This is a genomic window from Daejeonella rubra, assembly GCF_900103545.1.
In the GTDB taxonomy this organism is placed as follows: Bacteria; Bacteroidota; Bacteroidia; order Sphingobacteriales; family Sphingobacteriaceae; genus Daejeonella; species Daejeonella rubra.
In genome coordinates, this window is the sequence record NZ_FNHH01000005.1 from 25,841 (window position 1) to 52,490 (window position 26,650).

Below are 26,650 nucleotides of genomic sequence, written 5' to 3' on the forward strand. Positions count from 1 at the left end.
AATGCAGCTTTGTTGGCATTATCTCTGTCTTGATGCTATTCCAAAATCATCATCTTCAATTTTTCGATTTCTATCCCAAAACCCATTTCTAATTACAACTGAACGTAAAATGTCTATACACCAAACGAATCTAAGACGTACCTAAGCCCTCTCTTTTAGCTTTATTTTTTCTGTTTTTAATTTAAGTTCTTGATAAACAGTGTACTTATTCTTAAATTCAATCAGGAATTAAGAAAATGGCTATTCATACCTCAGCACTTTTTCAAGGCTTCAGTGGAAGCATAAACCGCCAGTTGCTATTCAGGCAATGCGGGGGGAAGACTGTTGTTTCTAAATTTCCGGACAGAAGTGCTGTGATTTATTCAGAAAAGCAGAAACAGGAGCGGAGACGTTTTGCAGATGCAGTTTCTTTTGCACGGGTGGTTATAGCAGATCAGGGTTTAAAACAGGCTTACAGCATCAAAGCTGCTGTACTGGGATTCCGTTCCGCCTGGAATGTAGCTATTGCAGAGTATATGAGTGATCAGCCGTTAAAGGTCAAAAAGAAGAAAATCCCCTTTGATAAATCGCAGATAAACTATCCGGCAGATAGTAAACTACAAATAAAATTATTTAAAACGATAGAAGAGGAACCTCCGGTTCTGGTTAAGGTATCGCGCCGAAAGAACAGAGGCAGGAATATTGCAAAATACCGGTGGGATAGAGCCGGGTTTGATTGGGATCGGTGGACAGCACAAACTGTAGGTTCGCCCTGACCAGCTTAAAATAATCAGAAACGCCCTCAGGAATGATCAGGCTTAATAAGGGCATGGAATAAATCATGTATGAAGATTTTTTTTACCCTAAATGCAAGCTTTTTCTCGTAAGCCCCACAAATTTGAACCTGAGTCAATGACTATTGCTACAGATGTATCAAGCTGATCGGATAGTTGTTCTTCAAATAAGTATGTAAGAAACTGCGACATCCGGCATCATTAATTTCGTTATAGTAAATAACTAATTTGATTATTATAAAAGTTTGTAAATGAGCTAATTAACTTGTATATATCAATTATTTTTCCTGCTTTTATATCATTGCACTTAGGCAGTAGACTAGTTGAAAGCTGTTGAAGATTATCATCTACCTAAGTCTCACAATTGTTCAAGTCGAAGGTTTTACTATCCACTTCAATTGTAAAAATAATACCGTGCGAAAGAGATTCTGTTGATTCCAAATACAGCTATTTTTTCTAATTAAGAAAATAGGTAACAATAGCCGGGTGTACTAGCTTATACACAATTAGTCTCTTTCGTATGGTTTTATTTGTTATTCCTCACTGATTAAGTTTTGGATTCCTCTCCAAACTTGAATTTTCTTTCTCAATGTCTTTTTTCTTGAAAATACATCATTAAAGTTTGATCTGTATTTATTGCCTTGGAGTCTTAAAAACTAGGAATTAGTCCTTAATCCAAAAAATATTAGCAATACTTTTTTGTTAAGTGAAAATTATTTTCTACACTTGAATTGTATTTCGAGCCAGTCGTCAATTGACAATGGCACCAACCGAGTGAAGACACCACGGTGGTAAAAATAATACGGACTGTCTAGTCAAATGTGTATTTGCCGAAATGATATGAGTGCCTAAAATAATGACCCAACTGCCTTCCTGGCCTTTGAATATTAAACCATAAGCTTCATCGACAGATTCTTGATGTCTTTTAACAAGGTGTCCTTACGCCCACTGGTAACAATTAAGCCCATTATCTCAGAAAAAAATCTGAAATAATGGGCTGTAATCAAATCCTTTTAGCGTATTTGAACGGGAATAGAATCTAGATTATAGTATTGATGGCTAATTTGATTTCCATCGACTTTTACAATCCGAAATCCAGAAGGGTCTTTACCCAGAGGTTTCCCTACTGGTCCCGTAGTAACCATTTCTATATTACCGATTTTACCCCATGCATTTCGGTGGTAATGTCCAGAAAATATATAGCTGACACCGAAATCACTAAATAGAGACAAATAGTTTTTCCGGCTTTCCCGCGGGATATTAAAATATTCATCCTTTTCTTCTGGATCAGTTAAAAACCAGGGATGGTGCTGAAAAACCAAAACAGATTGTGATTTGGAGCTTTTTGATTTTTGTAGCACCTGACGCAGCCACTTATCCTGATGAGCAGCTTCTTTCTGGACGCCAGCAGGACTTTTGAAGTATAAGGAGTTAAGAACTATACCCAACATTCCATTATGCTTAAAAGTAAAATAATCCGGCCCAAATTGTTTACGATAGGCTTTTATATCTTGAGGTTTAGGATCATTGGTAATATCATGGTTACCAGCAAGATGATAAATTGGAATAGATGAATCTAATTTAGCCACAATCCGTTTATATTCAGCAATTTGCAAAGAGTCTCCAGGGCGATTAATTAAATCTCCGGTAACAATTACAAATGCTGGACGCAGGCGGTTTGCAGCTAAAATTGCTTTTTCAAAATTTTCGGTTTCTTTTACAAAATCCTTATTGGAATTAAAGAAACCAAATTGAGGGTCGGTCATCTGAATGAAAAAAAACGGCTTTTGAAACTGACGTACCGTGATGCAACCCGTGCTTGTAAGAAGCAAAAGCAGGATTACAAAAGATATTGATTTCTTTAAATTACAATAATTCATTTATATAAAATTTAAATGTTCTACCAACCGGTATTCTGAGGACTAAGTTTTTTGTTAACATCTATTTCGCTTTGAGGTATAGGCCAAAGCATATATTGCTGATTAAATTTAACTCCACTTTCGTTGATGTATGAAAATGCATCCTCAAATTTTCCGGCTTTAAGATTATAAACCTTACGGGTTCGCTGAATATCAAAATACGCTTTGTTCTCGAAAGCAAGCTCATGGTAGCGCTCTCTCCAGATTGCTTCCCTGAATTGATCTTTTGTCAATCCTTTCAGGTTAACCAAATTAGCCCTTGTTCTGATTTTATTAATCTGATCGTAAGCATAACTGGTAGGGCCTTCCACTTCATTGGAAGCCTCTGCATAAATCAGCATTACCTCCGGTAAACGCAGAAGTGTCCAGTTCTGGTCAGAATTTCCATCTCCATTTTTTCCTGCACCTTCTTCAAGCCAGTATTTATAAAGAGCCGGTGCAAATTTAATAATCTTGGTTGTGCTACCTCTTGCATAATCCTCTGTAAAATAAAACTGCTTTTCCTGCGTACGTTTATCATTCGCTTCATAAGATTCCACAAATTCTTTAATAGGCACAACGGTTCCAAGATCGCTGGTTAATTTAGATATACCACTCGGAGAAATAAATTCGGTTATACGGTTAACTTTTACTCCGGCTAGGTACTGAACTTGAAATATCAGTTCATCTTTATTTTTATGAGCCCTATCATGCAGGTAGTCATAACTATCAAATAATTTGTAATATCCTCCATCCAAAACTTCTTTTGCTTTTGCCGCAGCTAACTGGTAATGAGTGTTACCCTTGTTTAATGGGTAGCCAGCCATGGTTAAGTAAACTCCAGACAATAAAGATTTTACAGCACCCAAGGAAGCTTTACCTGTATTGTCAACTTTAGGTAAACCCATTTTTTCTGCTTCCAGTAAATCGCTGACGATTAAGTCATATACTTTTTCTTTAGGGGATCTTTCAGGATATAGATCGGGACTAGAAAAATTAATTGGCTTTGTAATTAATGGAATATCCCCATATAGTTTCACTAAATATGAATAATATAAAGCACGTAAAAAGTACGCTTCACCCAACAGGCTTTTCTTTTTGGCATCATTCATGGTTATACCAGGAATTTTTTCTATGGCTAGGTTAGCATTCGATATCCCGTTATAAAAACCTGACCATACCATTTTATAGACCGGCTCATTGGCAGAGTTAGTATGCTTTATAGATCCATCTTTATATTGTGAACCTCCTAATCCAATATGCCCAACAGGCATTTCTAATAATGACCATACGGCATCACCACGAAACTCGATTTCCTGATTGAAGGTATGTAGCATTGGATATATTCCGGTTATTGCTGCCTGCGCCTGTGAGGCAGTAGTGAAATAATTTTCTTGTGTGATGGCCGATTTATTGGTTTCAGAAAGAAAATCTTTAGTACAGCCTGCACTAAAAATGACAAGCAGGAAGAGGACAGTTATGTTCTTTATTTTCGTGTTCATGATTTAAAAATTTAATGTTAACCCAAACATGTATGTTTTTGGTTTCGGATAATTGGAATAAGTTATTCCCTGTGAAAATGCAGTATTGTAGTTATTCAGTTCAGGATCGTATCCAAAATATTTGGTACTCAAGAAGAAATTCTGAGTCGAAGCAGTTACTCTTAAACTACTTAATCCCATTTTTTCAGATAAGTACTTTGGTAAGGTATAACCTAATGCAAGGTTTTTACCACGGATGAATGAGCCATCAGACATTTTACGGGTATCCATAAAGTAACTATAGCCTGTAGGCCTTACTTGTTCCAGTACAGCACTCTGGTTAGTTGGTGTCCATGAATCTAACACAGTCGCATAATTATTTGCAATGCCAAACCTTCCTTCGCTGGAGTTTCTGGTATTGTTGAAAATGTCGTTTCCTTTAGAATACTGAAATTCAACAATTAAATCAAAGGCTTTATATCTGAATGAATTGGAAAGTGTGCCATAAAAGTCAGGAATACCCTTTCCAATAATGGTACGGTCCTTTGCATTAATAATTCCATCATTATTAAAATCCCGGATTTTAACATCACCTGGAAGTTTACCATAAACTTTGGCCTGCGCCGCTTCATCTGTACTGTAAATACCATCACGCACATACCCGAAGATTGATCCTACAGAATAACCTACCCGGAGGATCTGCCCTTCTTTAAAACCATAAATGATATCCTCATTATTTTCACCTAATGCGGTAACTTTATTTTTCAGGTAGGAAATATTAAACGTTGTTGACCAGGTTAAATTCTTTTTACGGATATTATCGGTGTTGATAGCAAAATCAATACCCCTGTTTTCCATATTGCCGATATTTTTAGTTACCGTGGAATATCCGCTTGTTGAAGGAATCGGAGCATCGAGCAATAAGTCATTGGTTTTCTTATAATAAGCATCTGCAATAAAGTTAATCCGGTTATCAAGAATACCCACTTCCAATCCTAAATCATATTGAGCTGTTTTTTCCCATTGTAAATCAGGATTTGCTAAGCGGTCAATGGCCGATCCGGAAGATCTTATATTTCCAAAAATGTAAGCATTGGTGCTTAAGTTAGCCAATGAACGGTATGAGCCAATTTCAGAATTCCCTGTTAAGCCGTAGCTGGCTCTCAGTTTTAAATTAGAGATCGTACGGTTATTTTTCAGGAAGTCCTCTTCAGATACCCTCCAGGCAGCAGCAGCTGATGGAAAAAAGGCAAACTGATTATTTTTACCGAACCTTGAAGAACCATCAAAACGTCCGGTTACTGTAAATAAGTACTTTTCGTCTAAACTATAATTCAAACGGCTAAAGTAAGACTCCATCTGGTAAGAATTAGTAGCCGAGGAAGGTGCAAGAGGCGTTGAGCCTGCGCCTAGATTAAAATAAGTATAGTAATCATCAGGCATCGAACCTGTAGATGCAGTCCATCCCAGATAATTCAGCTTTTGCTTTTCAGTACCCAAAAGCACATTGATGGTATGCTTTTCATTAAATGTTTTGTTATAGTTGAAACGGTTTGACCACTGCCAGAATTTGGTTTCATTGCTTGAAATACGTGATGAATTTTTCCTTGTTCCTCCCTGTAGTTTGGAACTAGAGAAATTCGGGTTTACATCATTGGTGATATTTGTACCCAATGTGGATGTAAATTCAAGGCCTTTAAGAATTTTAAAATTAGCATAGCTACTTCCATTAAAAGCATTAGAGTTGAAAAGTATATTGTTTTCATAAACCTCCGACAAAGGATTGTCTAACTTTTCAAGACCAGCATAATCACCGCCATAACCATAAGTGCCATCTGAATACTTAAATGGAATAAAAGGTACCATTTCCACAACATTCCGAATCACATTATAGGAGCCATTACTATCATCCACACCGCCTTCATTTTTCCTGACATAACTTAAAGTAACACCTACTTTGAGCCAGTCTTTCATTTGCTGGTCGACTACCGCTCTGACATTATATTTTTTCTGAAAGCTTTCTTTAATAATTCCATTATCATCGGCATAACCCATATAGAATCCATAATTGGTTTTAGGATTTCCACCCGTAAAGGCCAAGTTGTGGTTCTGACTTAATGAGGTTCTAAAAGTCTCTTTACTCCAATCAATATCATAAATAGGCTGAGGTAATCCATTCTGGCCAAGTGTAAAAAGTTCACGGTTGCCTAAGGTATTGCCAACTAAATAAGCTTTTCTTTTCTCAACAGGATTAATGTATTTACCTGCCAGAAAACCTGTAGGATCAAACTTACTTGCATTTTTAAATACTTCTTCTTCCATGAAAAGCCATTCTTTAGAATTAAGCACATCCAGGTTTCTTGAAGCGGGTAATTGATTGATTGCGAAATAATTATCATATCTGACCTGGCTACCATCTTTATCTCCCCTTTTGGTAGTAACAATGATTACTCCATTTGAACCTCTGGTACCATATATGGCAGTGGAAGAAGCATCTTTCAGTACATCTATGGATTCGACATCATTGGGATTTAAGTTAGTGATGCCTTCTGTCCAGATGACTCCATCAACTACATATAGCGGATCATTCGAAGCATTAATAGAACTGAAACCTCTTATAGAAATTGAGGTTCTGCCACCCGGACGACCTGAATTGGTTGAAACATTTACACCTGCTATTTTACCAGCTAAGGATTGCTCCACATTTATCGCAGGTCGCTGCATCAACTCACTACTTTTAATGCTTCCAACGGCGCCTGTTAAATCAGATTTTCGCTGAGTTCCATAACCAATTACAACAACCTCTTCTAAATTGTTGTTGCTTTCTTTCAGTTGAATTGTAAAGGTAGTTTGATCACCTACAATCCTTTCGTTTTTTTCGTATCCAATGAAGAATACTACTATTACAGACGTTCGGGAAGGCACTTCTAAGGTAAAATTTCCATCACCATCTGTTTGGGTCTTGATATCTGTATCTTTCACCAGAACTGTTGCAAAAGGCATTGGCTCATTATTGCTATTTATGACCTTGCCTTTGATTAATATGTTATCTAAAATAACTGTCCCCCTACTTTCCATATAATTAAAAGCCAATACATCCTGAACGGGATTAAAGACTATTAAAAAGGAAAGACTTAGAACACATATTTTTAAAAAAAAATGTAAGTAAAGTTGTTTTTTCATTTGCGATAAATGCGTGATATGTAAAATAAATTATTGAATTTTTTAAGTGGCTTTATTTGCCTGTCGTGGATCTTATAGTTCTATACCTGGCATATCCCTATATCCTGAGTGTTTAATTAGTCGTACATTTTTAAAATTTCATTTAATGGAAGACAGATTAAAAGTTCCTATTTCTCAATGAATTGATATTATCGGAACTTTTGTGAGCTGCTGATGCACAAAGGAACATTTACATAATCAAGCTACCGTGAACAATGCATTAACAAAATGTTACAATTAACATTCTATGTTAATTTAAAATCTAGATCCAGGAAAGTACTTTGCATGGTTAATGATACAAAGTGATGCTAGCGGATAAGTGTAAAAGCCCCCTTAAAGTCACAGTCTAATAAATTTTATTTGTAAGCAACCGCTCTTTCAATCTCCTTTATCCAGAACTGAGGCGCTACAAAATGGACAACTGGAGTCGGTGCTTAGTAATTGCATAAGTGGGGGGGGTAAGTTGTCAAGATTTTTCCTCCCGCCACGATGCATAGGTTATTCGATATAGAGGAAGAGCAAGGTTGGTTTGGAGCTTGCCTGAATGTGAGCTTGGAGCTTATATTGAGAAATGATCGGCCTACCGTTTGGCACTCCTAGTGTAAGCTTCCCCTATTGTTCGTACCAATCAAAATTATAATTTTCAATTTCTGAGCTCTTGATTTAAACTTCCGGAGCTTTATTATTTTAAACCCAATTATACCTAAATCAAGGATTTTAATAGATTAATGCTATATATAAAGGATATAGCAGGTGAATAAGGCGATTAGTAATTTAAGGGACAATTATCTGTAAGGGTAGATACGCCATCTCTCATTTTCATAAAGATCATCTGCCAAACAGACATTTCCGCCATACACATATTTAAATAGACGGACGTATTATCAATTTGAAGAAAGTCAGAGTAAAGAGGAGAAACAAAGTGAAATTTCGAATTTGTTGTACTTATGTTGTACCTATAAAACAAAATACCCCGTAAGCTATTGACTTACAGGGTATTACTTCGAGTGTTTGCGGACCGGACGGGACTCGCAACATATCTATAAATCAATACGTTAAGTGTACCGGTACACACATTTGGTGTACACAAATCATTATTTTTTTCTTGCTTTAAGTTCAGTTGCTCCCCTCATAATATCCTTTGAATTTACCTTAGTACCATACCTGCTAAGAACCGGTGCCAGTTTTTCAGCATACGCTTCAGTCATGTTCAACTTGCCTGATACTATTTGATGAAGCGAACTCCTTGGAATCCCGGCTTCTTTAGCCAGGGCAGAGATAGTCAGTGATGGTCGGAATGACAGGAACTCCAAGAACTCCTTCGAGTTACTGATGTAGTACTTGCTTATCTCTATACCGTCTTCAATCATCTGTGCTACCCTGTCAACCAGTACCTGTTTGTCTTCCGCCCTGGTTAAAAGTCTTGCTCTCTGCTCACCAGTCACCCAAAAGCATAAGTAATAATTGAGGCGTATCTTTTTGCGACCGCGTGTTTCTGTTTTTTCCATGATACTTTCTTAGCTTCAAAAATAAATTTCACCTTAAAAGCTAAATCAAGCTGTTCTTTACATAAAGCACGATAGGCTTCTAATTCCTTAGACTCCTTTACTTGTCCTCGCCAGTTGACGTAATTTTGGTTCCGAATTTTGGCGTTGCCGAGACGTTGTAGATATTTATCTGACCTATCCGACTTCTGTCGTAGGGCATCGCTCTTAGCTGTTCCAAGAAACTTAGTTCTGTCTCCTGCGTCAATGAACCTGAAGTCGATTGCGAATCTTGGTTTTTTTCTATGTCTAATTCCATACTCTCTTCATTTAGATATAAATATACCAAATGTTTTGCGAAGTTGTGATCTCCATCCAATGGGTAGAAGCGATTCGTAAAATTGGGATAGTTGAGCAATTGAAATCAGATGCTGGCTATCAGTCTATCCATTCAAGGTCCTTTATCTTTTCCAAAAAGTCAATCCTCCTGTGAAGATTCAAGTAACTGGAGAGATATCTATATCCTCATTACTCTCTACTTTAAGTATGTCAAGTAATTTTCTTGAATATTAAAGATATATTTTGTTATAAATTATTAATTTTTGCAATTTTTTGTTATATATTTGTTATTTATATTATGCAACAGCATGGCATTCGTATTTATTATAACAATTAATGATTCCAATTTAAATTAATTTTATTTACAACCCTTAACAAATTAAATGACAGTGAAAACAAAAAAAACTTATCTCTCCTACCTAAGAAGAAAGTTGAACCTGTCCCAAGAGGAGATAGCCAAAGAGTTTAACATTCGCCAGAGTTACCTCTCGATGATTGAAAGCGGTAAGAGGTCAATGCCTATTGGCTTGGCTAAGGCTCTATCCAATAAGTATTCTGTTGATATAGGATTATTTTTAGCGGAGAGCAATATTCCATTCAATGAAAGCCAGTTGCCTAATATATCGGGTGTGTTTCAGGTTTCCCTTCCTTTCATTAGTGCAAATATGTCGCAAGGACATTCTTGCAACGGTACTGACGAATTGGCTAAAGAATCAGCCATTGTTGTGAGTCAGAATGGAGAGATATTCGGAAGCGATTGTATATTAATTGAACTTGGTGATAACTCCATGAGAGATACGTATGCAACTGGCACACGATTTATTGGTCGTAAAGTCCCTGAGACTGATTACAGCTATCAAACTGGAGTAGTGGCTGTTTGTTATCCAGGCAATATTATAGTAAGGAGAATTAAGGAGAATACTTTATTATCTGATGGCATACTCACCCTTCATTCTGATAATAAAGAGTCAGGAGGAAGCTTCAGTCTTGCAAAGGAAAATATCGTATGTATCTATAAACTTATTAAAATAGTTTGGGGGGAGGTATTATAATGGTAAAGATAAACAGATTAAAGAAAACACCTGTAATCTCCGATACTGGAGTGAACGAAAGGTTCTGGCAGGTTGCCAAAGAATTGGGTTTAACTACTGTAGGATTATCCAAAGCGATTCCTATCTCATACAGTATGGTGACTAAGATCAAGTCAGGGCATCAGCCAGTGACTGAGCGAATCATCATGCTTATGGAGAAGAACCTGAATGTAGATAGCCAATGGCTTATGCATGGTGTCGGTGAGCACCCGTTCAAAAACAAAGTCCTTCCAGATTTGGCAACACCTGACCATATTAATGCATCTGAAGACATCACGCTCGGAATGGTAATGAATGTGTTAAACAAGACCTTCACTCGCATAGAGCAGTTGGAAGACAGGATTTACAAGACTACTGGAGTTAAGAACCGTTTTCCGAAGGTAGATACCAAGCATAATAAAGTAGCCAATGTGAAAGACCTTGTGGTGCAGTTAAATACCATGCTTTCCCGAATAGAATTTTTAGAACGGAACTGGAGGAGATACAAAAAAAACGACAAAAGAGAATAGTATGAGCACAAACGCTATTTGGCAACATCCCACTAAGATTCTGATATTTAAGAAACTAATTGTTAATAGAATCTTTTCCGGGAAAGTCAATGCGAATTGCAGATGAACTTGTTCTTTCTGAAATCTTCCAGAGTACTGCTATAGCTGTAGCCATGATTTAATACCTCCTGACACAAATATAGTATTTTGGTAACACAGGGTAACACACAAATACTTGTAATTAATACCACTTATTGGGTTTTTGACCTCAAAAAGGCACTTTTTGTTTTTGAGAGGTAACACACTGATTTTGGAGTAAAAACGCCTTAAAAACGAAAGGAGAGACGTTTCTGACTCTCCTTTCGTTTAAATTGCGGACCGGACGGGACTCGAACCCGCGACCTCCGCCGTGACAGGGCGGCATTCTAACCAGCTGAACTACCGGTCCGTTTTATCATTCTATATCTGCCTTGGCAGGCTAATCCTGTTAACACAGGAAAGATACAATTTTATTTGTGCTAAGCACATTTTTTTGTGTTTCCGCTGGGATTCCCCGATTTTCATCTGGGTAAACTTCTCATCCCAGAGAAATTTTTTATTTGTGCTACGCACATTACTATGTGATCCCGCTGGGATTCGAACCCAGGACCACTACATTAAAAGTGTAATGCTCTACCAGCTGAGCTACGGAATCATCCTTTTTAGATTAACATTAACCGTTTTTCTTAAAAGTGAGGCAAATATACGGGATTAACCTATATAGTGCAAATAATAAAAAGCTTAATTTCTATTCTGGACATAACCTGCTTATTTTCAATTATTAACAATGAAAATTAAGTGGAATTTAAGCTCCAAAACCATAAAATTATCAGGCAATTGAGCCTTCTTTCATCTTTTCAGCGTTCTCTGCAAGCTGTAATTGATCAATTATCTCCTGAATATCACCATTCATCACATTCGGAAGATTATAGATCGTTAAGCCAATCCGGTGTTCTGTAACCCTTCCCTGCGGGTAGTTATAGGTACGGATCTTTGCCGAACGGTCGCCGGTTGCAACCATAGTCTTCCGCTTTTTTGAAGTTTCCTCCAGCATCTTTGCATGCTCCAGCTCATATACCCTGCTCCGAAGAACACCAAATGCTTTATCAAAATTCTTTAACTGCGACTTCTGATCCTGACATTGCGCCACGATCCCTGTAGGAAGGTGTGTAAGACGAACTGCAGAGTAAGTGGTATTCACTGATTGACCACCCGGCCCGGATGAACAGAAAAGGTCCTTACGCACATCATTCATGCTGATCTGAACATCAAACTCATCTGCCTCTGGTAAAACCACCACAGACGCTGCTGATGTATGCACACGACCAGCCGTCTCCGTATCAGGAACACGCTGCACGCGGTGAACACCTGATTCGTATTTCAACTGCCCATAGGCATCCTCACCAGTCACATTAAATACAACTTCTTTATATCCCCCGGCAGTTCCTTCAGTCACGTCAACAACCTCCATGCGCCATCCCTTGCGTTCACAATAACGGGTATACATCCGGTAAAGATCGCCTGCAAAAAGCGCTGCTTCATCTCCTCCTGTTCCTCCGCGGATCTCCACAATAGCATTTTTACTATCCTCAGGATCCTGAGGAATAAGCATTACACGGATCTTTTCTTCAAGCTGCTCCTGTTGAGGCAATAATTCATCAAGCTCCATCTTTGCCATTTCCCGCATTTCTTCATCCTTTTCGTTAGAAAGCAGATTCTTATTTGCGTCGATATTGCTGATCACATTGCTGTAAATTTTATACTCCTCAACAATTTTCGTCAGGTCTTTATACTCCTTGTTCAGCTGAGCAAAACGCTTCATATCGCTCATCGTTGCCGGATTACTGAGCTCGCGCTCAACTTCCTGCCAGCGTTCTTTAATATATTCTAGTTTTTGTAACATAGTGTTCGTTGAAATATCCTGTTTTAATGCCTGAAATTACCGGCACAAATTCAAGGCCACAAAAATACGCCTTTTTTGCATAATAATTGAAGATTATACGTAATCGGAAATAGCCAGGCTTTGAATAGATGGGTGAGAATCAGGCAGGAGAGTTTTCAAAATACAGGAGTTCAAGTTTTTCACCATCGAACACCGCGTATGAATTAAAATTGATCCACTCTCCCAGATTGATATATTTACTTTCTCCTAACTGAATATCAAGAGGCAAATGCCTGTGCCCAAAGATCAGGAAATCGAAGTGCTCTTTGAGAAGCAGCTCTTTCGAATAGGTAACGAGCCACTCTTCCGAAATGTCCTTAAACTCCTCTTTTTTATTATTCTGAAGCCTGCTTTTCATGGACCATTTCCGTGCGATACCCACACCCAGATTTGGATGGATCCGGGCAAACAACCATTGGCAAAGATCACTTCTAAAGATCTTTTTCAGGATCTTGTACTTAGCATCCCCGGGACCAAGGCCATCGCCATGATGCAGAAAAAATCTCTTTCCACTTCTATCCAGGATCAGTTCATCTGATATGATCTGTACCCCCATTTCCTTTTCGAAATAATCGAACATCCACATATCGTGATTGCCTTTAAAAAAGAAGATCTTAATACCTGAATCAACCAGCTCAGCAATTTTCCCCTGAAACCTGATAAATCCTCTAGGAATGACAGCACCGTATTCGAACCAAAAATCAAAAATATCTCCAAGCAGGTAGATCTCACTTGCTTCATGGCTGATCTGCTCAAGCCATCTGACCACAAGATCTTCACGCTCTCGACTCGTCTGATAATCAGGCACTCCAAAATGGAAATCGGAGGCGAAAAATATTTTATTGGCTGACATGAACTCAAAAATACATAATTTTTAATTTGAGCCTGCCTATGCAGAAAAATTCTGTCGGAATCATCTCCAACAATTGACTGGCATCTGACCATTTTTATGAATGCTTTATCTATTTTAGCAGATACTTAATTTGAAAATCCAGTGAAAAGATTAAAACAAACAATCTTCGCAATTGCTATGTTGATCATCCCTTTTAATGGAATAGCACAACATACAAGTCCAAGTATTAAACCCATGAACTACCCTGCAACAAGTAAAACTGACGTTTCTGATACCTATTTTGGAACTACCATCAAGGATCCGTACCGCTGGCTGGAGGATGACCGGTCAGCAGAGACCAAAGCCTGGGTAGAGGCAGAAAATAAAGTGACACAGGGATATTTATCAACCATCCCATTCAAAGGCGCTATCAAAAAACGATTAGAAACGCTGTGGAATTACGAAAAATTTACCGCTCCGTTTAAGGAAGGTGATTATACCTATTTCTATAAAAACGATGGCTTACAGAATCAGTATGTCCTGTACAGACAAAAAGATAAAAGCAAACCGGAAGTTTTTCTGGATCCAAATACTTTTTCAAAAGACGCAACCACATCCCTTGCCGGTATTGAATTTACAAAAGACGGCAGCATGGTAGCTTACCAGATCTCAGAAGGAGGTTCCGACTGGAGAAAGGTGATCATCTTAAATACTTCCGACAAGTCTGTTGTAGGTGATACTTTAATTGACGTTAAATTTTCAGGCTTATCCTGGAAAGGAAATGAAGGATTCTATTACAGCAGTTATGATAAGCCAAAGGAAGGTAGCCAGCTTTCAGGACTGACCCAATATCATAAACTATACTTTCATTCAATTGGCACATCTCAGAAAGAGGATAAACTGATCTTTGGCGGTGATCAAACTCCCCGCAGATACATTGGCGGCGGTGTTACTGAAGATCAGCGTTTTTTAGTCATAACTGCAGCTGTATCAACCACAGGAAATGAACTGTATGTTCAGGATCTGTCCAAACCAGGAAGTCCGATAATCAATGTGGTGAATAATTACAAGGGAGATCATTCTGTGATCGATAACCAGGGAGACAAACTGTATATCTTCACCAATCATAATGCACCAAACTACCGAGTGGTTACCGTAGATTCTTCAAATCCGGCACCGGAAAACTGGAAAGATCTGATCAAAGAGACAGAAAACGTTTTGAATGTCAGCACAGCCGGTGGAAAGATCTTTGCCAATTACCTGAAAGACGCTACATCTCTTGTGATGCAGTATGATATGGATGGCAATCTGGAAAGAACAGTTACATTGCCCGGTGTAGGTTCAGCAAGCGGATTCAGCGCTAAAAAGACAGAAAAAGAGTTGTATTATACCTTTACTTCTTATATCTATCCTCCAACGATCTTTAAGTATATTATTGGTTCAGGACAATCTGTTGAATACAAAAAAGCGGGAGTTGAATTTGATCCCTCCAAATTTGTTTCAAAGCAAGTATTCTATACTTCAAAAGACGGAACAAAGATCCCGATGATCATCACCCACAAAAAAGGAATTGAACTCAACGGGAAAAACCCAACCCTTTTATATGGATATGGTGGTTTTAGTGTTAGCCTGACCCCGGCATTCAGCACCTCAAATATCATTCTGCTTGAGCAGGGAGGAATATATGCAGTACCTAACCTTCGAGGAGGAGGTGAGTATGGCGAAAAGTGGCACCTGGCAGGCACCAAAATGCAAAAGCAAAATGTATTTGATGATTTTATTGCCGCAGCAGAATACCTGATCAGCAATAAATATACGTCTAAAGAATACCTGGCAATATCCGGAGGTTCAAATGGAGGTTTACTTGTAGCAGCAGTTATGAGTCAGCGTCCTGAACTTTTTAAAGTAGCATTCCCTGCTGTAGGAGTTTTAGATATGCTCAGATATAACAAATTTACTGCCGGAGCAGGATGGGCCTATGATTATGGAACAGCTGAAGATTCGAAAGAAATGTTTGATTACCTGCTGAAATATTCACCTTACCATGCTTTAAAACCTGGAGTATCCTATCCGGCTACATTGATTACTACTGCTGATCATGATGACCGGGTTGTACCGGCTCATTCCTTTAAATTTGCAGCCAGATTACAGGAGTATCATAAAGGAGCTAGCCCTGCGCTAATCAGAATCGAAACCAATGCGGGTCATGGTGCAGGAAAACCAACCGGCAAGATCATTGAAGAGCAAGCCGATAAATGGGCGTTTATGCTTTATAATATGGGATTGAATTTCAGGTAGTTAGGTTGTCTGTTGTCTGGCTACCGTACCCAATCGGTAAACTGTTAACTGATAACTGTTAACTGTTAACTGATCCTACTTTCCCGTACTTGCAGAAAAATCCTCACCCGGTTTACCAATAGATTTATATGTCCCCTCTCCATTTAGAATTGAGGCCAGAACTGATTTATTTGAGATGACTTTGAGAGATTCACTCAGGTCATGATCGTATTTAAAGTTTTGTTCAAGCCTGCCTTTTTCAAAGTAATATCGTGATACTATCTCAGCCTCCAACACTTTTTTGATCTCCTCCTTATACAAAGTCAGATCGTTTTTCTTGGCATTGGATATCCGGGCATTTAGTGCCTCTAATTCATTACTAACTTCACCCAGTTTGCTTTCTCTCTTTGCCTCATCACGTACTTCGTTGAGCAACTTTTCAATACGGGAATTATAGCTATAATCCCTTTTTGAAAGGAAGCTTACAAAATTTTGAAATTCCGCATCCGTAAGTTTGAAAGTTTTAGCATCGGCAATTGTTGGGTTTTGATTACGATACTGGGTAGCATAGTCAAAAACATGATATTTTGAAGCCAGAGTTTGGGTTATCAGACTATACTTAAGAGGTTTTACAAAAATATCAGGAAAAATACCGCTTCCATCATAAACAGATCTGCCGGTTTTGGTCTTATATTCAGTGATCAGAGAATCAGCCACCTTAACAACCGTTCCATCAGAATCCCGATGAGTATAATCCAATGCCTGTATACATCGCCCGGAAGGGGTATAGTATTTAGCAACAGTAACCTTTACCAGGCTGTTATAGGGCAGATTGAATGTTTGCTGAACCAGGCCTTTTCCGAAGCTTCGCTGACCGATCACTACGGCTCTGTCCAGATCCTGTAATGATCCGGCAACGATCTCTGAGGCAGAAGCTGAACGGTTATTTACAAGAACGACTAATGGAAGATCTGGTTCCTCCGGGTTATTGGATGTAGTATAGGTAATAGATTTATCCCGATTTCTACCCTTTTGAATCACCACGGTCACACCTTTATCAACAAACAGGTTAACAATTTTTACAGCCTCCTGTAATATACCGCCCCCATTAAAACGAAGGTCCAGCACTAAGCCATTCAGGTTATTCTTTTTTAGCTCCGTTAATGCATCTCTTACCTCCTGAGCAGAATTCTCCAGAAATTTATCCAGCTTAATATACCCAACATTATTATCGAGCATACCAAAGTAAGTTACATTATCTTGTCTGATCTCTTCACGAACAAGGTTTATTTCAATAGACTTTGGAGTATTGAGTCTTTGAATTAATAATTTAACGGGAGTGCCTTTTGAACCTTTTAGCATAGAACTAACCTGCTCATTATTTTTTCCTTTTAAAGAAATTCCACCTATTTCAAGCAATTCATCACCGGCACGAATGTCTGCCTTTTGTGCAGGGAAACCTTGATAAGGTTCGGCAACTATAACTTTGCCATCCCTATTGGAAATAGTTGCACCAATACCGCCATATTGAGTACTTACATATTTAAGTTTATAATCTTCGATATCAGACTCAGGAATATATTCGGTATACGGATCAAGGTCTTCCAGCATCGCATCAATTCCGATTTTCATCATTTCTGAGGAATTAACATCGTCTACATAGTTTATACTCAACTGTTTATAAACTGCTGCAAAAATGTCCAGATTCTTGGACACCTGAAACAGGTCTTCAACATATGAAAAAGAGAAAAATGATATTAATACCGCACTGAGAATAAATCCCTTCACCAATTTCAAGAAATTGGGATTTGAACCGGACTGTTTGTTCATATTTTTAAATTATGAATTTAAAAGTACAAAAAACCTGCCTTTTTTAGAACTATTAAGATAAACACCAATAAAGTCAGAAAAACTTTGTTCTATAAACGGTTTGTTTCGAGAAACTCAAGACCCTTTTTCAGGGTAAATACAATATATTCTCTTTTGCGCTTCAGGCGGCCCATCAATCGGACAATTAACTCCTCTTCCTGTCCCTGCTGATAAGAAAGATCTTCATCGCTAAGATGATTGTATTTACGTTTAACTTTTAATTTCAAACGATCCCATTCTGAATTACTTATGCTGATCTCTGCCATAGTACAAATTTGCACAAAATTAAATTTTATCCCGACAAATTTCAAGCTAATTCGAAGAAATGACCAAATACAATAATTTGGAATAAATATTGTTTATTAGTTAGAAAATTCACTTAAATAGGATTGTATGAAAAAGATCATAATGTTCACATGCCTTCTCGGAATAACCGGACTTACGGCAATGGCACAAATACCTAAATTCACCTTCGGAATTAAGGGCGGTGTTAACTATTCTAATCTGAAAACCAAAGATGACCTGACAGATGAAAATAGTATTATGGGATACCAGGCAGGAGTATTCACCAGAGTTGGTGCTGCCGGATTGTATTTTCAACCTGAACTATACCTCGGAACAAAAGGAAATGAATATACAAGCATTGAAACCAGTTCAGGAATGATGGATGTGAAAGGCAAAATAAAATTCACAACCCTTGATCTGCCGCTATTGGTTGGCACCAAGATCGGTACCAATAAACTAAACCTGCGTTTTATGGCCGGCCCGATCGTATCCTTTGTCATTGATGAAGATAATAACCTCGGCACAGCATACAATTCAGTCACTGATTTTGGAAATTATAAAAAACAAACTTTTGGATTCCAGGCAGGTAGCGGTGTTGATTTGGGCAACCTTACATTTGATGTTCGTTATGAGGCAGGATTAAGCAATGTAAGTCAAAGTGAAAAATATAGTCAGCAACAAAATTTATTTCATTTAAGTCTTGGGTTCAAGTTATTATAAAAAAGAATAGCCCTTATCGTATTCAAAAACCATTACTGCTGCAGTAATGGTTTTTGAATTTATAGTACAGCCGGACAAACCCATATTTAATAAAACCATTGTTTATTTTGCAGGTTTTTGCGTATCTTAATGAGATAAATAATTTTAGATTTAAATTAAATTTTCATTAATAAGGATATACAATAAATGAAGGAAATACCTGCGAGCGGGATGTTAAAGAAAGAACGCCATGCTTATATAATCAATCAGATCAATTTACATAATAAGGTTTTATCCTCAGATTTAAGTTTGCTTTTAAAGGTATCTGAAGATACTGTGAGGAGGGATTTGAATGAACTCTCCGAAAAGGGAAAACTCCTTAAAGTACATGGAGGAGCTCTTTCAAAATCATTTCATTTTCCATATGAACAAATTGATATCTATGCTCAGGAATCAAAAAGAGAAATAGCCAAAAAAGCCATCAGTCTGATATCTGAAGGCATGATAGTTTTAACAGGTGGTGGAACGACCATGCTGGAGATGGCCCGACTAATTCCAGATAATCTGAAGGCTACAATTTTCACAATCAGCCCCCTGGTAGCTCTCGAATTAGCAGAGAGAGAATTTTTGACAGTTATTCTTGTAGGTGGCCAGCTTAATAAAAATTCACAGGTCATTATGGGCTCAAAAACGGTCAGAGAATTATCAGAAATACGTGTAGATCTTTGCTTCCTGGGAGCCAATGGAATTGATATAAATGAAGGTATAACAGATTCAGACTGGGAAGTAGTTCAGGTCAAAAAAGCCATGATAAAGTCAGCTGCCAGGACAGTAATCATGTGTATTGGAGAAAAACTTAATTCCGCTCAGAAAATGAAGGTTTGCAGCTTTAATGAGATTGACTTTCTCATAACAGATCTCAAGTCAAGCAACCATAAAGTACAGGAATATAGAGGCCAGGTAAAAGTACTTTGATGGATTGATAAGATTCTTAAAATGAGCCTCAGGTTTGGCCCTGTGGTATAAACTTTATGGTATAATGTAAAATATCTGCCAATGCGATCCTTGCTATTTTAGCAGATATAATTCTTTTTTGACACTTTCATTTCCTGTTCGGTCTACACCCGTAACCATTATCCGCTTTAAAGGAATTGTTGCAGGTTCGGAATTGTTTTTCTGCACTCCCGGCGAAACCGAATTAAGCATGATTTCAAATGAAGTATCCTTACTATTAAGGATCTGGTAATCCCATCTATCCCCATACTGATAATATACGATCCATCGGAAAATGTCGCCTGCAGCAGAAATATTTCTTGTTAGTTTAATCGACCTATCCTGTATTTCGGTACTTACCAAAGGAGGCTCCGGGGCATTATTATCAAGCCATGGACTGGAAGGAACAAGCGCAGGTTTTTTATACGGACCATTAACAATAGCCCTGGTAAGACTGTCATTATTTACAAGCTGCGAAATACTCCAGTGAACAATTCCCTTGCTTTTAGGCAGCATTCCACGAGATATCATGATCTCATTTACAATCTCATCATTGTTCTTTTCACCACCACCTTTATTGACACTGATTCCAGGCCATAAATGACGGTTTTTCAGATTTTCTGCTGCCCACCATCCAAGTAATACCGGGAAACTCTGAGGAATTTTATTGGTTTCCCAATAAAGCTGCGGTGTAAAATAATCTATCCAGCCCTTATTCAACCAAAGCTTTGCATCTGCATAAAGCTGATCATACTGATCGAAACCAGCAATTGACTCCGGATAGCCAGGCCGCCAGATCCCAAATGGACTTAATCCGAATTTGACATATTTCTTTTCAGATTTAATTTCTTTATACAGCCTCTGAATCAGGTCATTCACACTTTCTCTTCTCCAATCTCCGCGGGAAAGATTTCCTCCCTCCTCCTGATAAACTTTCCAGCTTTCATCATCAGGAAAATCTTCATTCAAATTATAGGATGGATAGGGATAGAAATAATCATCGAAATGCACTCCATCGATATCATAACGTTTTACAATATCCATAACAACAGCAACCGTATGGTCCTGCGTTTCTTTTTTTGCCGGATCAAGCCACCAGTAACCTTCCTTCAGGAAAACAGAAAGACCTGGCTTTGTCTTTACAATTGACTTTTCACTTAGCGGACCAGCACTTTTATGGTGTGACCTGTAAGGGTTTAACCATACATGCAATTCAAGTCCCCGTTCATGAGCAGCTTCAGTCCAGAACTCAAGCGGATCATAATAAGGTGAAGGTGCTTTTCCTGTTTCACCAGTCAAATAATATGACCAGGGCTCCAGATCGCTTTTATAAAGCGCATCAGCTTGCGGGCGAACCTGTAAAATAACCGCATTGAAGTTATTAGACTTTAAAAAATCCAGAAGTACAATTGCCTCTTCCTGCTGCTTAGCAGTACTAAGGCCCGGTTTACTGGGCCAATTAATATTAGCAACTGTTGCAACCCAGGCAGCACGAAACTCTGAAGGTGCTTTAGGACCATTCTGTAAGTTTGCTACCGGTTTAACCGGCACCACGGTAACGCAGGCGTTCAACAAAATGGCAAGGCATGTTATAAAGGGTAATAATTTTCTCATCATGATAGGATATTGAATTGATTGTACATTGCTATAATTTTTTGAGCCTTTTTAAAATTAAAAAAAATCTCTCTGAGCCATAGTCATAAATTTTAAAGTCGAACTCAGGTTAATATATCTTAGCCAGACCCATCACCTATTTTGTTTCGGCCATCCACTCTGCCAGAGCAACTTTGATCGCTACACCCATTTTCTTTTGGTTAATCGGGTCTTCGAGAAATTCTTTACTTACAAGATTATCCCCAACCTCAAGAAGTACACGGTATGGAGCTTTATTCACATTTTCATCAAGGCTAAAGAAAGCGAGTTTGCCACTTACCTTACATTTGTAATCATTTCTGCCTGTAGAGCTGTCGAAAAGCACACCCCGGTCTTCGAGCCCCGTTACCGCACTAATGGCTTTTACCAGGCGACGGGCGAGCGCACGATTTTCCGCCTCATGTTGATCTCCTTCATGAATAAAACCCCAGATTGCATGGCGCTTGGTGCCACCGTTATTATGAATGGAAATAAATACTTGCGGCTCCTTTTTATTTGATTTCTGTAATTCCCAGGCATATCCGGATAACTGGCCGTTTATTACAGCAGAAGTTTGCTCGACGATGGTATTGCTGCCAACGTCGGCGTGATGAAGATCTTTTTTACCAAGACTCCAAACCTTGTATTCTTTCATGCGCGGTTCGGCATTCATAGCTGCTTCCACAATACCGTTACAAACTGCAGCTTCACTGAAGTTCACACCGGTATTAGTTTGATGGGATGGCTGCCAGACAATTACAGGCCGTTGTTTAAGGAGAACTGGTGTGGAAACCACGGAATCTGACATCCCCGAATTTACGGGCAGATCGTTATTTGTACTAATGAAAGATGTACACAAATAAAATAGAGGCAGAGATAGTATGAGGTTTTTTTTCATAAGTTATTCACATATTAGTTATAGACTCGACCCAATGCATCATTTACTGATTTTAACAAGGATGTTTTACCGTTTGTGTCAAAATAAAATTCCCAAAGCATAATACCATTTGCCCTTTCTTTGGATAACAACGTCTTATTCCTGATTGTACCAGTGCCATTATAATAGTACATCGCACCTTTATACATAGCAGAATCAATTTCAGAATTAGCACCTGCATTTATGAATTCACGATATCCTGCTGCAACATTCAGACTGTTTCTTCCGTAAGATGCAATACCCAATACTGCCTTTTCTTTAGGCAATCCTTTCAAAACAAGCCAGGTATCCAGGCTGCTTACTGCCATATTATAGGATGAATGTTGTTTAAGATCAGACTTATCCCAGCCCATACCATCATAGCTCATGATATTAAAAAAGTCGATATAATTATAGGTGTCCGAACGGACTCCATCTCTAACCGCACCTGCATAAACTCCGGCGGTAACTGCAGCACTCAGATATTTACTATTATTGTGCAGGGTGTCAGAAAGTTCCTTAATTAAACTATTGTAGGTAAGGTCGCTACCATTGCTCGTTCGCGGATACTCCCAATCCATGTCAACGCCATCCAAATTATACTGCTTTACAAAAGCAAGAACATTCTTTACGAGATTTGTCCTTGAACTTGCGTTAGCTGCAAGTGAAACGAATGTCGCATCCGGGCCCGAAACAGATATTCCAACTTTTACGCCATTGCTTTTTGCAATAGAAATAACCTTTGAAAAACGTGCAGGCTCTGCCAATGTTTTCAAATTTCCGCTTTCATCAGGATTCAAAAAAGCATAATAAAGATGAGTGATCATCTTATACTTACTTGCGTCGATCGAATCCGGGTTTCGGTAGGAAGGGAAGTAGGCAACTATCTTATAGCTTCGGTCAGAAACATACGTAGATTTAGGAGTAATGGGAGCAGGTGTTGGTGCAGACCCTCCGTTTTTCTTACAAGCATTAAGTCCGAGACTTATGACAAGAATAAAAAGTATATATTTTTTCAAATGAGTTCTTTTTAACAATAATTAAGGAATCCTGATCTTTACTTTGTTCGAGGCCAAACTTTCATTTTTCAGGCGGTCAATGGCAGTAATGACGTAGGTATATTTTTTTTTACGTACTGCAGTTTTATCACTAAAAGATGCAGAAGAGTCAAATTGTATTTTCAGAATATTTTCCGGATTATTCAGGTTGATCTTTCTGCCTTTAATAAACCTGTAAATGATATAACCATAATTCATTTCATCATCAGCTGCTTTATCCGGAGCATTCCAGTTCAACAAAATTTGGCCGCTTTGCTTCTGTACATTCAAGCCTGAGGGTTTATTTGGAGGGATGCTATCCAGCCAGCTCATGGCAGGAACGAGAGCCGGATGCTGATATAAATCATTACGTAAGGAGTCTCTGAATCCACCCAAGTTATTGGTTACAGATTTTGAACTAAAATAGATGCTCCCCTGAACATTTGAGTTTTCCCTTTGATACCGAACCTGATTTGACAATTGACTTTTGTCTTTCCATCCCTCGGTTGATCTGTCAGCCAGAAAAGGGGCTTCCCCAATATATACATGCTTTCCATACCCATTAGCTGCCCACCAATCCATCAGTTTTTCAAATGCAGCAACCTTATAATTAAATGGGAAATAAATTTGAGGAACTACATAGTCGAGCCAACCCTGTGCGGTCCATTTCCGGGCATCAGAATATAAAGAATGATACAAAGTAATGTTGCCGCTTGTTTCGGAACCCTCCGGGCTATCAGCCCGGTTTCGCCAAATTGCATAAGGACTAACACCGAACTTAACAAAGCTTTTGGCAGTATGTATACTATCTGATAAGCTCTTTATTAAAATATCTACATTATTGCGCCGCCAGTCATGTATGCTTTTGAAATCCTGTCCATATTGAGCAAATGTGTTCGAATCGGGCAGGCTTTTCCTTTCGGGATAGGGATAGAAATAATCATCAAAATGGATACCATCAACATCATAATTTCTTACAACATTCATTACGATCTGTGTAATATAATTTCTTACTTCAGGCAATCCCGGGTTAAAATAAGCCTGTTTTCCATAGTCAAAAAACCATTCAGGATGTTTCCTTTTTATATGATTTACGCTCGTATTCGTATCGACAAGGTCATTTGTTGCCCGGTATGGATTAAGCCATGCATGCAGCTCCATACCGCGTTTATGAGCTTCAGTGATTGCAAAGTCTAAAGGGTCCCAGTAGGGATCAGGTACAACGCCCTGCTTCCCCGTTAAAAACTGACTCCACAGTTCGCTTCCTCTGCCATAAAAGGCGTCAGCCGAAGGTCTTACCTGCAGGTAGATTGAATTGATACCTGTTTTCTGATGACTATCTAAGATTTCGAGCAGCTCCTTTTGTTGTTCAACAGGATCAGTATTCCCATTAGAAGGCCAGTCAATATTCCGGACCGTTGCGATCCAAACACCCCTTAATTCGCGTTTTGGCTGTAAATTACCAGGTTGAGCCATAAGCGGCATGCAGAAACTAAGGATCAGCAAAAAAATTCCTGAGGATTTAATGAACATGTATCAGGTTAAATAAACATAGGTTGAACAAAAAACCCCGCACGCCTGTCGGCGGGCGGGGTTTAAAAATTGATATTTTGAAATATACTACCAACCCGGATTTTGAGTCAATTCAACTCCCTGGTCTTTGTATAATTTGATCTGATCAGGCCCAACTGGTGAAAGATAAACCCTTGCATTATCAAACAAACGATAACTTGCAGCAGACTGAATAGGAATGATATAACCTTCGGCAGCATTGCCTTCAATCATAACTGTAGTAGCTTTTGGATAGTCAGATCTTTTGATCCATGCACCACGGTTCGCATTTTTGTTTTTAACCTGGTCAACATAATCCAGCTTTTTCCATCTTCTAAGGTCATCATATCTGAACCCTTCCATCATTAGCTCCACACGGCGCTCACGACGGATCTCCCAGATCAATGAAGGAACTGCAGGATCACGGTTGGGATCATTATAAACAACTCCATTCACAGCAGGCAAAATGCCAACAACCTGAAGATTCGGCATTTTAATATCTGCTCTTGCTCTTAGTTTATTAACGGTCTTATCAAGATCTGCCTGAGTCAGAGTTCCAAGTTCGGCTGCTGCCTCCGCATAATTCATTAATACTTCACCGTAACGAATTTCAGGAGCATCCGATGTATTTGTACTTGATAATCCTTCGGCCTTATCTCTTACCGATTCATCTAAAAACTTAACTACAGCATATCCGCTTGTAGAATACGCGTAATCTTTCACATAACCTGTGATCCTCAAAGAATCTGCAAAAGTTTCATTGATACGCGGATCTCTGTTTGCCATTGCAGCAGATTTTTTAACACCACCGGCAGAATAAATAGTTTTATCACCTAAATAAAGAGGAGATAATCCAATTGGTAAACCATCTTTTGCCAAATAAGAATCTACAGCATCCTTTGTATAACCTGTTTGAGCTTCCTTATTTACATAACTTGCAAGACTATGTGTTAACAAGCCTGTTTCGTACCTTCTGTAAAGGATTACTTCAGGATTACTTGCCAAATCAGGAGCACTAAACATTCCCCTGTAATCAGCTGCAACAGTAAATTTTCCACTTACAATTACCTCATTAGCAGCCCATTTTGCAGCTTCAAGGTATTGAGTAGCCTTTGCATTATTTCCAACATGGTATTTCTGCCAGGTGCCTTCAAAAAGAAATACACGTGACATTGTAGCCAAAACTGCATACCTGTTTATAATTGCTTTATCACCATCATTCACACGAACATTCGCTGCTGCATATTGAAAATCTGCAAGAACGCTATCCATTACCAAAGCACGTGGATCACGTGGCTTGTATAATGCCGGATCAGTTTCATCAAGTACTTTATTATACCATGGGAAATCACCAAAGTCATTTACCCTGTTTGAGTATTCCATGGCACGAAAGTACCTTGCAATACCTGTCCAGTGTTTTTTGGCTTCATCAGGCATCGGAACAGTTTTCACCTTTTCAATAAATAGATTGGCACGTCTGATCCATGAAAAAGACCCTGACCAGGTTCCATTGGAAGTTGGCAGATTCTGAGTGAATCTTGAGGTGCTCGCCACATCATCATTCAATGACTCTCCGGTGAAAAATCCACCCCAGGTCAGATCAAAACCAGATGCATATCCCGGAAAATATCGCGGGTAAAAATTCCAGGAAAATGTCCTGACATTTGACTCACTTGTCCAGTAATCTTCATCAGTCAGCCTGTCTAAAGGAAGTTTTTCCAGCAGGTCTTTTTTACATCCTGCTACAAACAGCAGGGGGCAAAGCAAAAATATTAATATATACTTTTTCATATTTATCTGTT

Annotated in this window: 19 protein-coding genes, 2 tRNA genes and 1 riboswitch; of the genes, 6 read left to right on the top strand and 15 right to left on the bottom strand. The window is 38.5% G+C overall.

All coding sequences use genetic code 11. The annotated features are described in order from the left end of the window. Positions 1-236 precede the first annotated feature (236 nt). Positions 237-755 (top strand): hypothetical protein, encoded by a 519-nt coding sequence (locus BLR27_RS04925; protein ID WP_090701156.1) that lies wholly within the window; start codon positions 237-239, stop codon positions 753-755. 746 nt (positions 756-1,501) lie between these two features. Further along, positions 1,502-1,606, top strand: a riboswitch (SAM-I-IV-variant riboswitch). Positions 1,607-1,786: 180 nt separating this feature from the next. Here BLR27_RS04925 and BLR27_RS04930 read toward each other — a convergent pair. The 4 genes from BLR27_RS04930 to BLR27_RS04945 form a co-directional block, all read right to left on the bottom strand. Further along, positions 1,787-2,653: a metallophosphoesterase gene (locus BLR27_RS04930; protein ID WP_090701158.1), complete on the bottom strand. Its 867-nt coding sequence runs from the start codon at positions 2,651-2,653 to the stop codon at positions 1,787-1,789. A 20-nt stretch (positions 2,654-2,673) separates the two neighbouring features. Then, on the bottom strand, positions 2,674-4,173 hold the full coding sequence (locus BLR27_RS04935) for a RagB/SusD family nutrient uptake outer membrane protein (RefSeq protein WP_090701162.1): 1,500 nt from the start codon (positions 4,171-4,173) through the stop codon (positions 2,674-2,676). A gap of 3 nt (positions 4,174-4,176) precedes the next feature. After that, positions 4,177-7,335: a SusC/RagA family TonB-linked outer membrane protein gene (locus tag BLR27_RS04940; RefSeq protein WP_090701166.1), complete on the bottom strand. Its 3,159-nt coding sequence runs from the start codon at positions 7,333-7,335 to the stop codon at positions 4,177-4,179. A gap of 1,133 nt (positions 7,336-8,468) precedes the next feature. Continuing rightward, positions 8,469-8,882, bottom strand: a complete 414-nt coding sequence (locus BLR27_RS04945; RefSeq protein WP_090701169.1) for a helix-turn-helix domain-containing protein — start codon at positions 8,880-8,882, stop codon at positions 8,469-8,471. A gap of 698 nt (positions 8,883-9,580) precedes the next feature. Here BLR27_RS04945 and BLR27_RS04955 point away from each other — a divergent pair. Both BLR27_RS04955 and BLR27_RS04960 read left to right on the top strand, forming a co-directional pair. Continuing rightward, positions 9,581-10,249, top strand: coding sequence for a helix-turn-helix domain-containing protein (locus BLR27_RS04955; RefSeq protein WP_090701176.1), 669 nt, complete (start codon positions 9,581-9,583; stop codon positions 10,247-10,249). Continuing rightward, positions 10,249-10,797 carry a helix-turn-helix domain-containing protein gene (locus tag BLR27_RS04960; RefSeq protein ID WP_090701179.1) on the top strand — a complete coding sequence of 183 codons (549 nt, stop codon included), beginning with the start codon at positions 10,249-10,251 and terminating at the stop codon, positions 10,795-10,797. The genes BLR27_RS04955 and BLR27_RS04960 overlap by 1 nt, the downstream gene beginning before the upstream one ends. Positions 10,798-11,150: 353 nt before the next feature. Here BLR27_RS04960 and BLR27_RS04965 read toward each other — a convergent pair. The 4 genes from BLR27_RS04965 to BLR27_RS04980 all read right to left on the bottom strand — a co-directional run bounded on the left by BLR27_RS04965 (position 11,151) and on the right by BLR27_RS04980 (position 13,610). Next, positions 11,151-11,224: transfer RNA gene (locus BLR27_RS04965), tRNA-Asp, on the bottom strand. A 173-nt stretch (positions 11,225-11,397) separates the two neighbouring features. Next, positions 11,398-11,470, bottom strand: a tRNA-Lys gene (locus tag BLR27_RS04970). A gap of 174 nt (positions 11,471-11,644) precedes the next feature. After that, positions 11,645-12,718, bottom strand: coding sequence for a peptide chain release factor 1 (gene prfA, locus BLR27_RS04975; protein ID WP_090701182.1), 1,074 nt, complete (start codon positions 12,716-12,718; stop codon positions 11,645-11,647). Between the two features lie 139 nt (positions 12,719-12,857). Further along, a complete protein-coding gene (locus BLR27_RS04980) occupies positions 12,858-13,610 on the bottom strand; it encodes a UDP-2,3-diacylglucosamine diphosphatase (protein WP_090701185.1) in 753 nt (250 codons plus the stop codon). A gap of 234 nt (positions 13,611-13,844) precedes the next feature. On the opposite strand from BLR27_RS04980, the gene BLR27_RS04985 reads away from it, so the two are divergent. After that, positions 13,845-15,887, top strand: a complete 2,043-nt coding sequence (locus tag BLR27_RS04985) for a prolyl oligopeptidase family serine peptidase (RefSeq protein ID WP_090701652.1) — start codon at positions 13,845-13,847, stop codon at positions 15,885-15,887. A 75-nt stretch (positions 15,888-15,962) separates the two neighbouring features. Here the strand turns inward: BLR27_RS04985 and BLR27_RS04990 are convergent, their stop codons facing one another. Both BLR27_RS04990 and BLR27_RS04995 read right to left on the bottom strand, forming a co-directional pair. After that, positions 15,963-17,696, bottom strand: coding sequence for a S41 family peptidase (locus BLR27_RS04990; RefSeq protein WP_090701188.1), 1,734 nt, complete (start codon positions 17,694-17,696; stop codon positions 15,963-15,965). Positions 17,697-17,785: 89 nt separating this feature from the next. Beyond that, positions 17,786-18,001, bottom strand: coding sequence for a hypothetical protein (locus BLR27_RS04995; protein WP_090701192.1), 216 nt, complete (start codon positions 17,999-18,001; stop codon positions 17,786-17,788). A 127-nt stretch (positions 18,002-18,128) separates the two neighbouring features. On the opposite strand from BLR27_RS04995, the gene BLR27_RS05000 reads away from it, so the two are divergent. Both BLR27_RS05000 and BLR27_RS05005 read left to right on the top strand, forming a co-directional pair. Beyond that, positions 18,129-18,740: a porin family protein gene (locus BLR27_RS05000; protein ID WP_090701196.1), complete on the top strand. Its 612-nt coding sequence runs from the start codon at positions 18,129-18,131 to the stop codon at positions 18,738-18,740. 210 nt (positions 18,741-18,950) lie between these two features. After that, on the top strand, positions 18,951-19,694 hold the full coding sequence (locus BLR27_RS05005; protein WP_090701656.1) for a DeoR/GlpR family DNA-binding transcription regulator: 744 nt from the start codon (positions 18,951-18,953) through the stop codon (positions 19,692-19,694). A gap of 93 nt (positions 19,695-19,787) precedes the next feature. On the opposite strand, the gene BLR27_RS05010 is transcribed toward BLR27_RS05005, so the two are convergent. The 5 genes from BLR27_RS05010 to BLR27_RS05030 all read right to left on the bottom strand — a co-directional run bounded on the left by BLR27_RS05010 (position 19,788) and on the right by BLR27_RS05030 (position 26,639). After that, the gene (locus BLR27_RS05010) at positions 19,788-21,329 is read right to left on the bottom strand and encodes a glycoside hydrolase family 10 protein (protein ID WP_090701200.1); all 1,542 of its coding nucleotides are present in this window, start codon (positions 21,327-21,329) and stop codon (positions 19,788-19,790) included. Positions 21,330-21,462: 133 nt separating this feature from the next. Next, positions 21,463-22,242 carry an N-acetylmuramoyl-L-alanine amidase gene (locus BLR27_RS05015; RefSeq protein ID WP_090701205.1) on the bottom strand — a complete coding sequence of 260 codons (780 nt, stop codon included), beginning with the start codon at positions 22,240-22,242 and terminating at the stop codon, positions 21,463-21,465. 14 nt (positions 22,243-22,256) lie between these two features. Continuing rightward, on the bottom strand, positions 22,257-23,279 hold the full coding sequence (locus BLR27_RS05020; RefSeq protein ID WP_176767611.1) for a glycosyl hydrolase family 18 protein: 1,023 nt from the start codon (positions 23,277-23,279) through the stop codon (positions 22,257-22,259). Between the two features lie 21 nt (positions 23,280-23,300). Then, positions 23,301-24,830, bottom strand: coding sequence for a glycoside hydrolase family 10 protein (locus tag BLR27_RS05025; RefSeq protein WP_245704437.1), 1,530 nt, complete (start codon positions 24,828-24,830; stop codon positions 23,301-23,303). 87 nt (positions 24,831-24,917) lie between these two features. Further along, positions 24,918-26,639 carry a RagB/SusD family nutrient uptake outer membrane protein gene (locus tag BLR27_RS05030; RefSeq protein ID WP_090701212.1) on the bottom strand — a complete coding sequence of 574 codons (1,722 nt, stop codon included), beginning with the start codon at positions 26,637-26,639 and terminating at the stop codon, positions 24,918-24,920. Positions 26,640-26,650: the final 11 nt, after the last annotated feature.

Coding starts and splice junctions, on each gene's coding strand:
- BLR27_RS04925 (WP_090701156.1), top strand. CDS start 237: ATGGCTATTCATACCTCAGCACTTTTTCAAGGCTTCAGTGGAAGCATA.
- BLR27_RS04930 (WP_090701158.1), bottom strand. CDS start 2,653: ATGAATTATTGTAATTTAAAGAAATCAATATCTTTTGTAATCCTGCTT.
- BLR27_RS04935 (WP_090701162.1), bottom strand. CDS start 4,173: ATGAACACGAAAATAAAGAACATAACTGTCCTCTTCCTGCTTGTCATT.
- BLR27_RS04940 (WP_090701166.1), bottom strand. CDS start 7,335: ATGAAAAAACAACTTTACTTACATTTTTTTTTAAAAATATGTGTTCTA.
- BLR27_RS04945 (WP_090701169.1), bottom strand. CDS start 8,882: ATGGAAAAAACAGAAACACGCGGTCGCAAAAAGATACGCCTCAATTAT.
- BLR27_RS04955 (WP_090701176.1), top strand. CDS start 9,581: ATGACAGTGAAAACAAAAAAAACTTATCTCTCCTACCTAAGAAGAAAG.
- BLR27_RS04960 (WP_090701179.1), top strand. CDS start 10,249: ATGGTAAAGATAAACAGATTAAAGAAAACACCTGTAATCTCCGATACT.
- prfA (WP_090701182.1), bottom strand. CDS start 12,718: ATGTTACAAAAACTAGAATATATTAAAGAACGCTGGCAGGAAGTTGAG.
- BLR27_RS04980 (WP_090701185.1), bottom strand. CDS start 13,610: ATGTCAGCCAATAAAATATTTTTCGCCTCCGATTTCCATTTTGGAGTG.
- BLR27_RS04985 (WP_090701652.1), top strand. CDS start 13,845: ATGAACTACCCTGCAACAAGTAAAACTGACGTTTCTGATACCTATTTT.
- BLR27_RS04990 (WP_090701188.1), bottom strand. CDS start 17,696: ATGAACAAACAGTCCGGTTCAAATCCCAATTTCTTGAAATTGGTGAAG.
- BLR27_RS04995 (WP_090701192.1), bottom strand. CDS start 18,001: ATGGCAGAGATCAGCATAAGTAATTCAGAATGGGATCGTTTGAAATTA.
- BLR27_RS05000 (WP_090701196.1), top strand. CDS start 18,129: ATGAAAAAGATCATAATGTTCACATGCCTTCTCGGAATAACCGGACTT.
- BLR27_RS05005 (WP_090701656.1), top strand. CDS start 18,951: ATGTTAAAGAAAGAACGCCATGCTTATATAATCAATCAGATCAATTTA.
- BLR27_RS05010 (WP_090701200.1), bottom strand. CDS start 21,329: ATGATGAGAAAATTATTACCCTTTATAACATGCCTTGCCATTTTGTTG.
- BLR27_RS05015 (WP_090701205.1), bottom strand. CDS start 22,242: ATGAAAAAAAACCTCATACTATCTCTGCCTCTATTTTATTTGTGTACA.
- BLR27_RS05025 (WP_245704437.1), bottom strand. CDS start 24,830: ATGTTCATTAAATCCTCAGGAATTTTTTTGCTGATCCTTAGTTTCTGC.
- BLR27_RS05030 (WP_090701212.1), bottom strand. CDS start 26,639: ATGAAAAAGTATATATTAATATTTTTGCTTTGCCCCCTGCTGTTTGTA.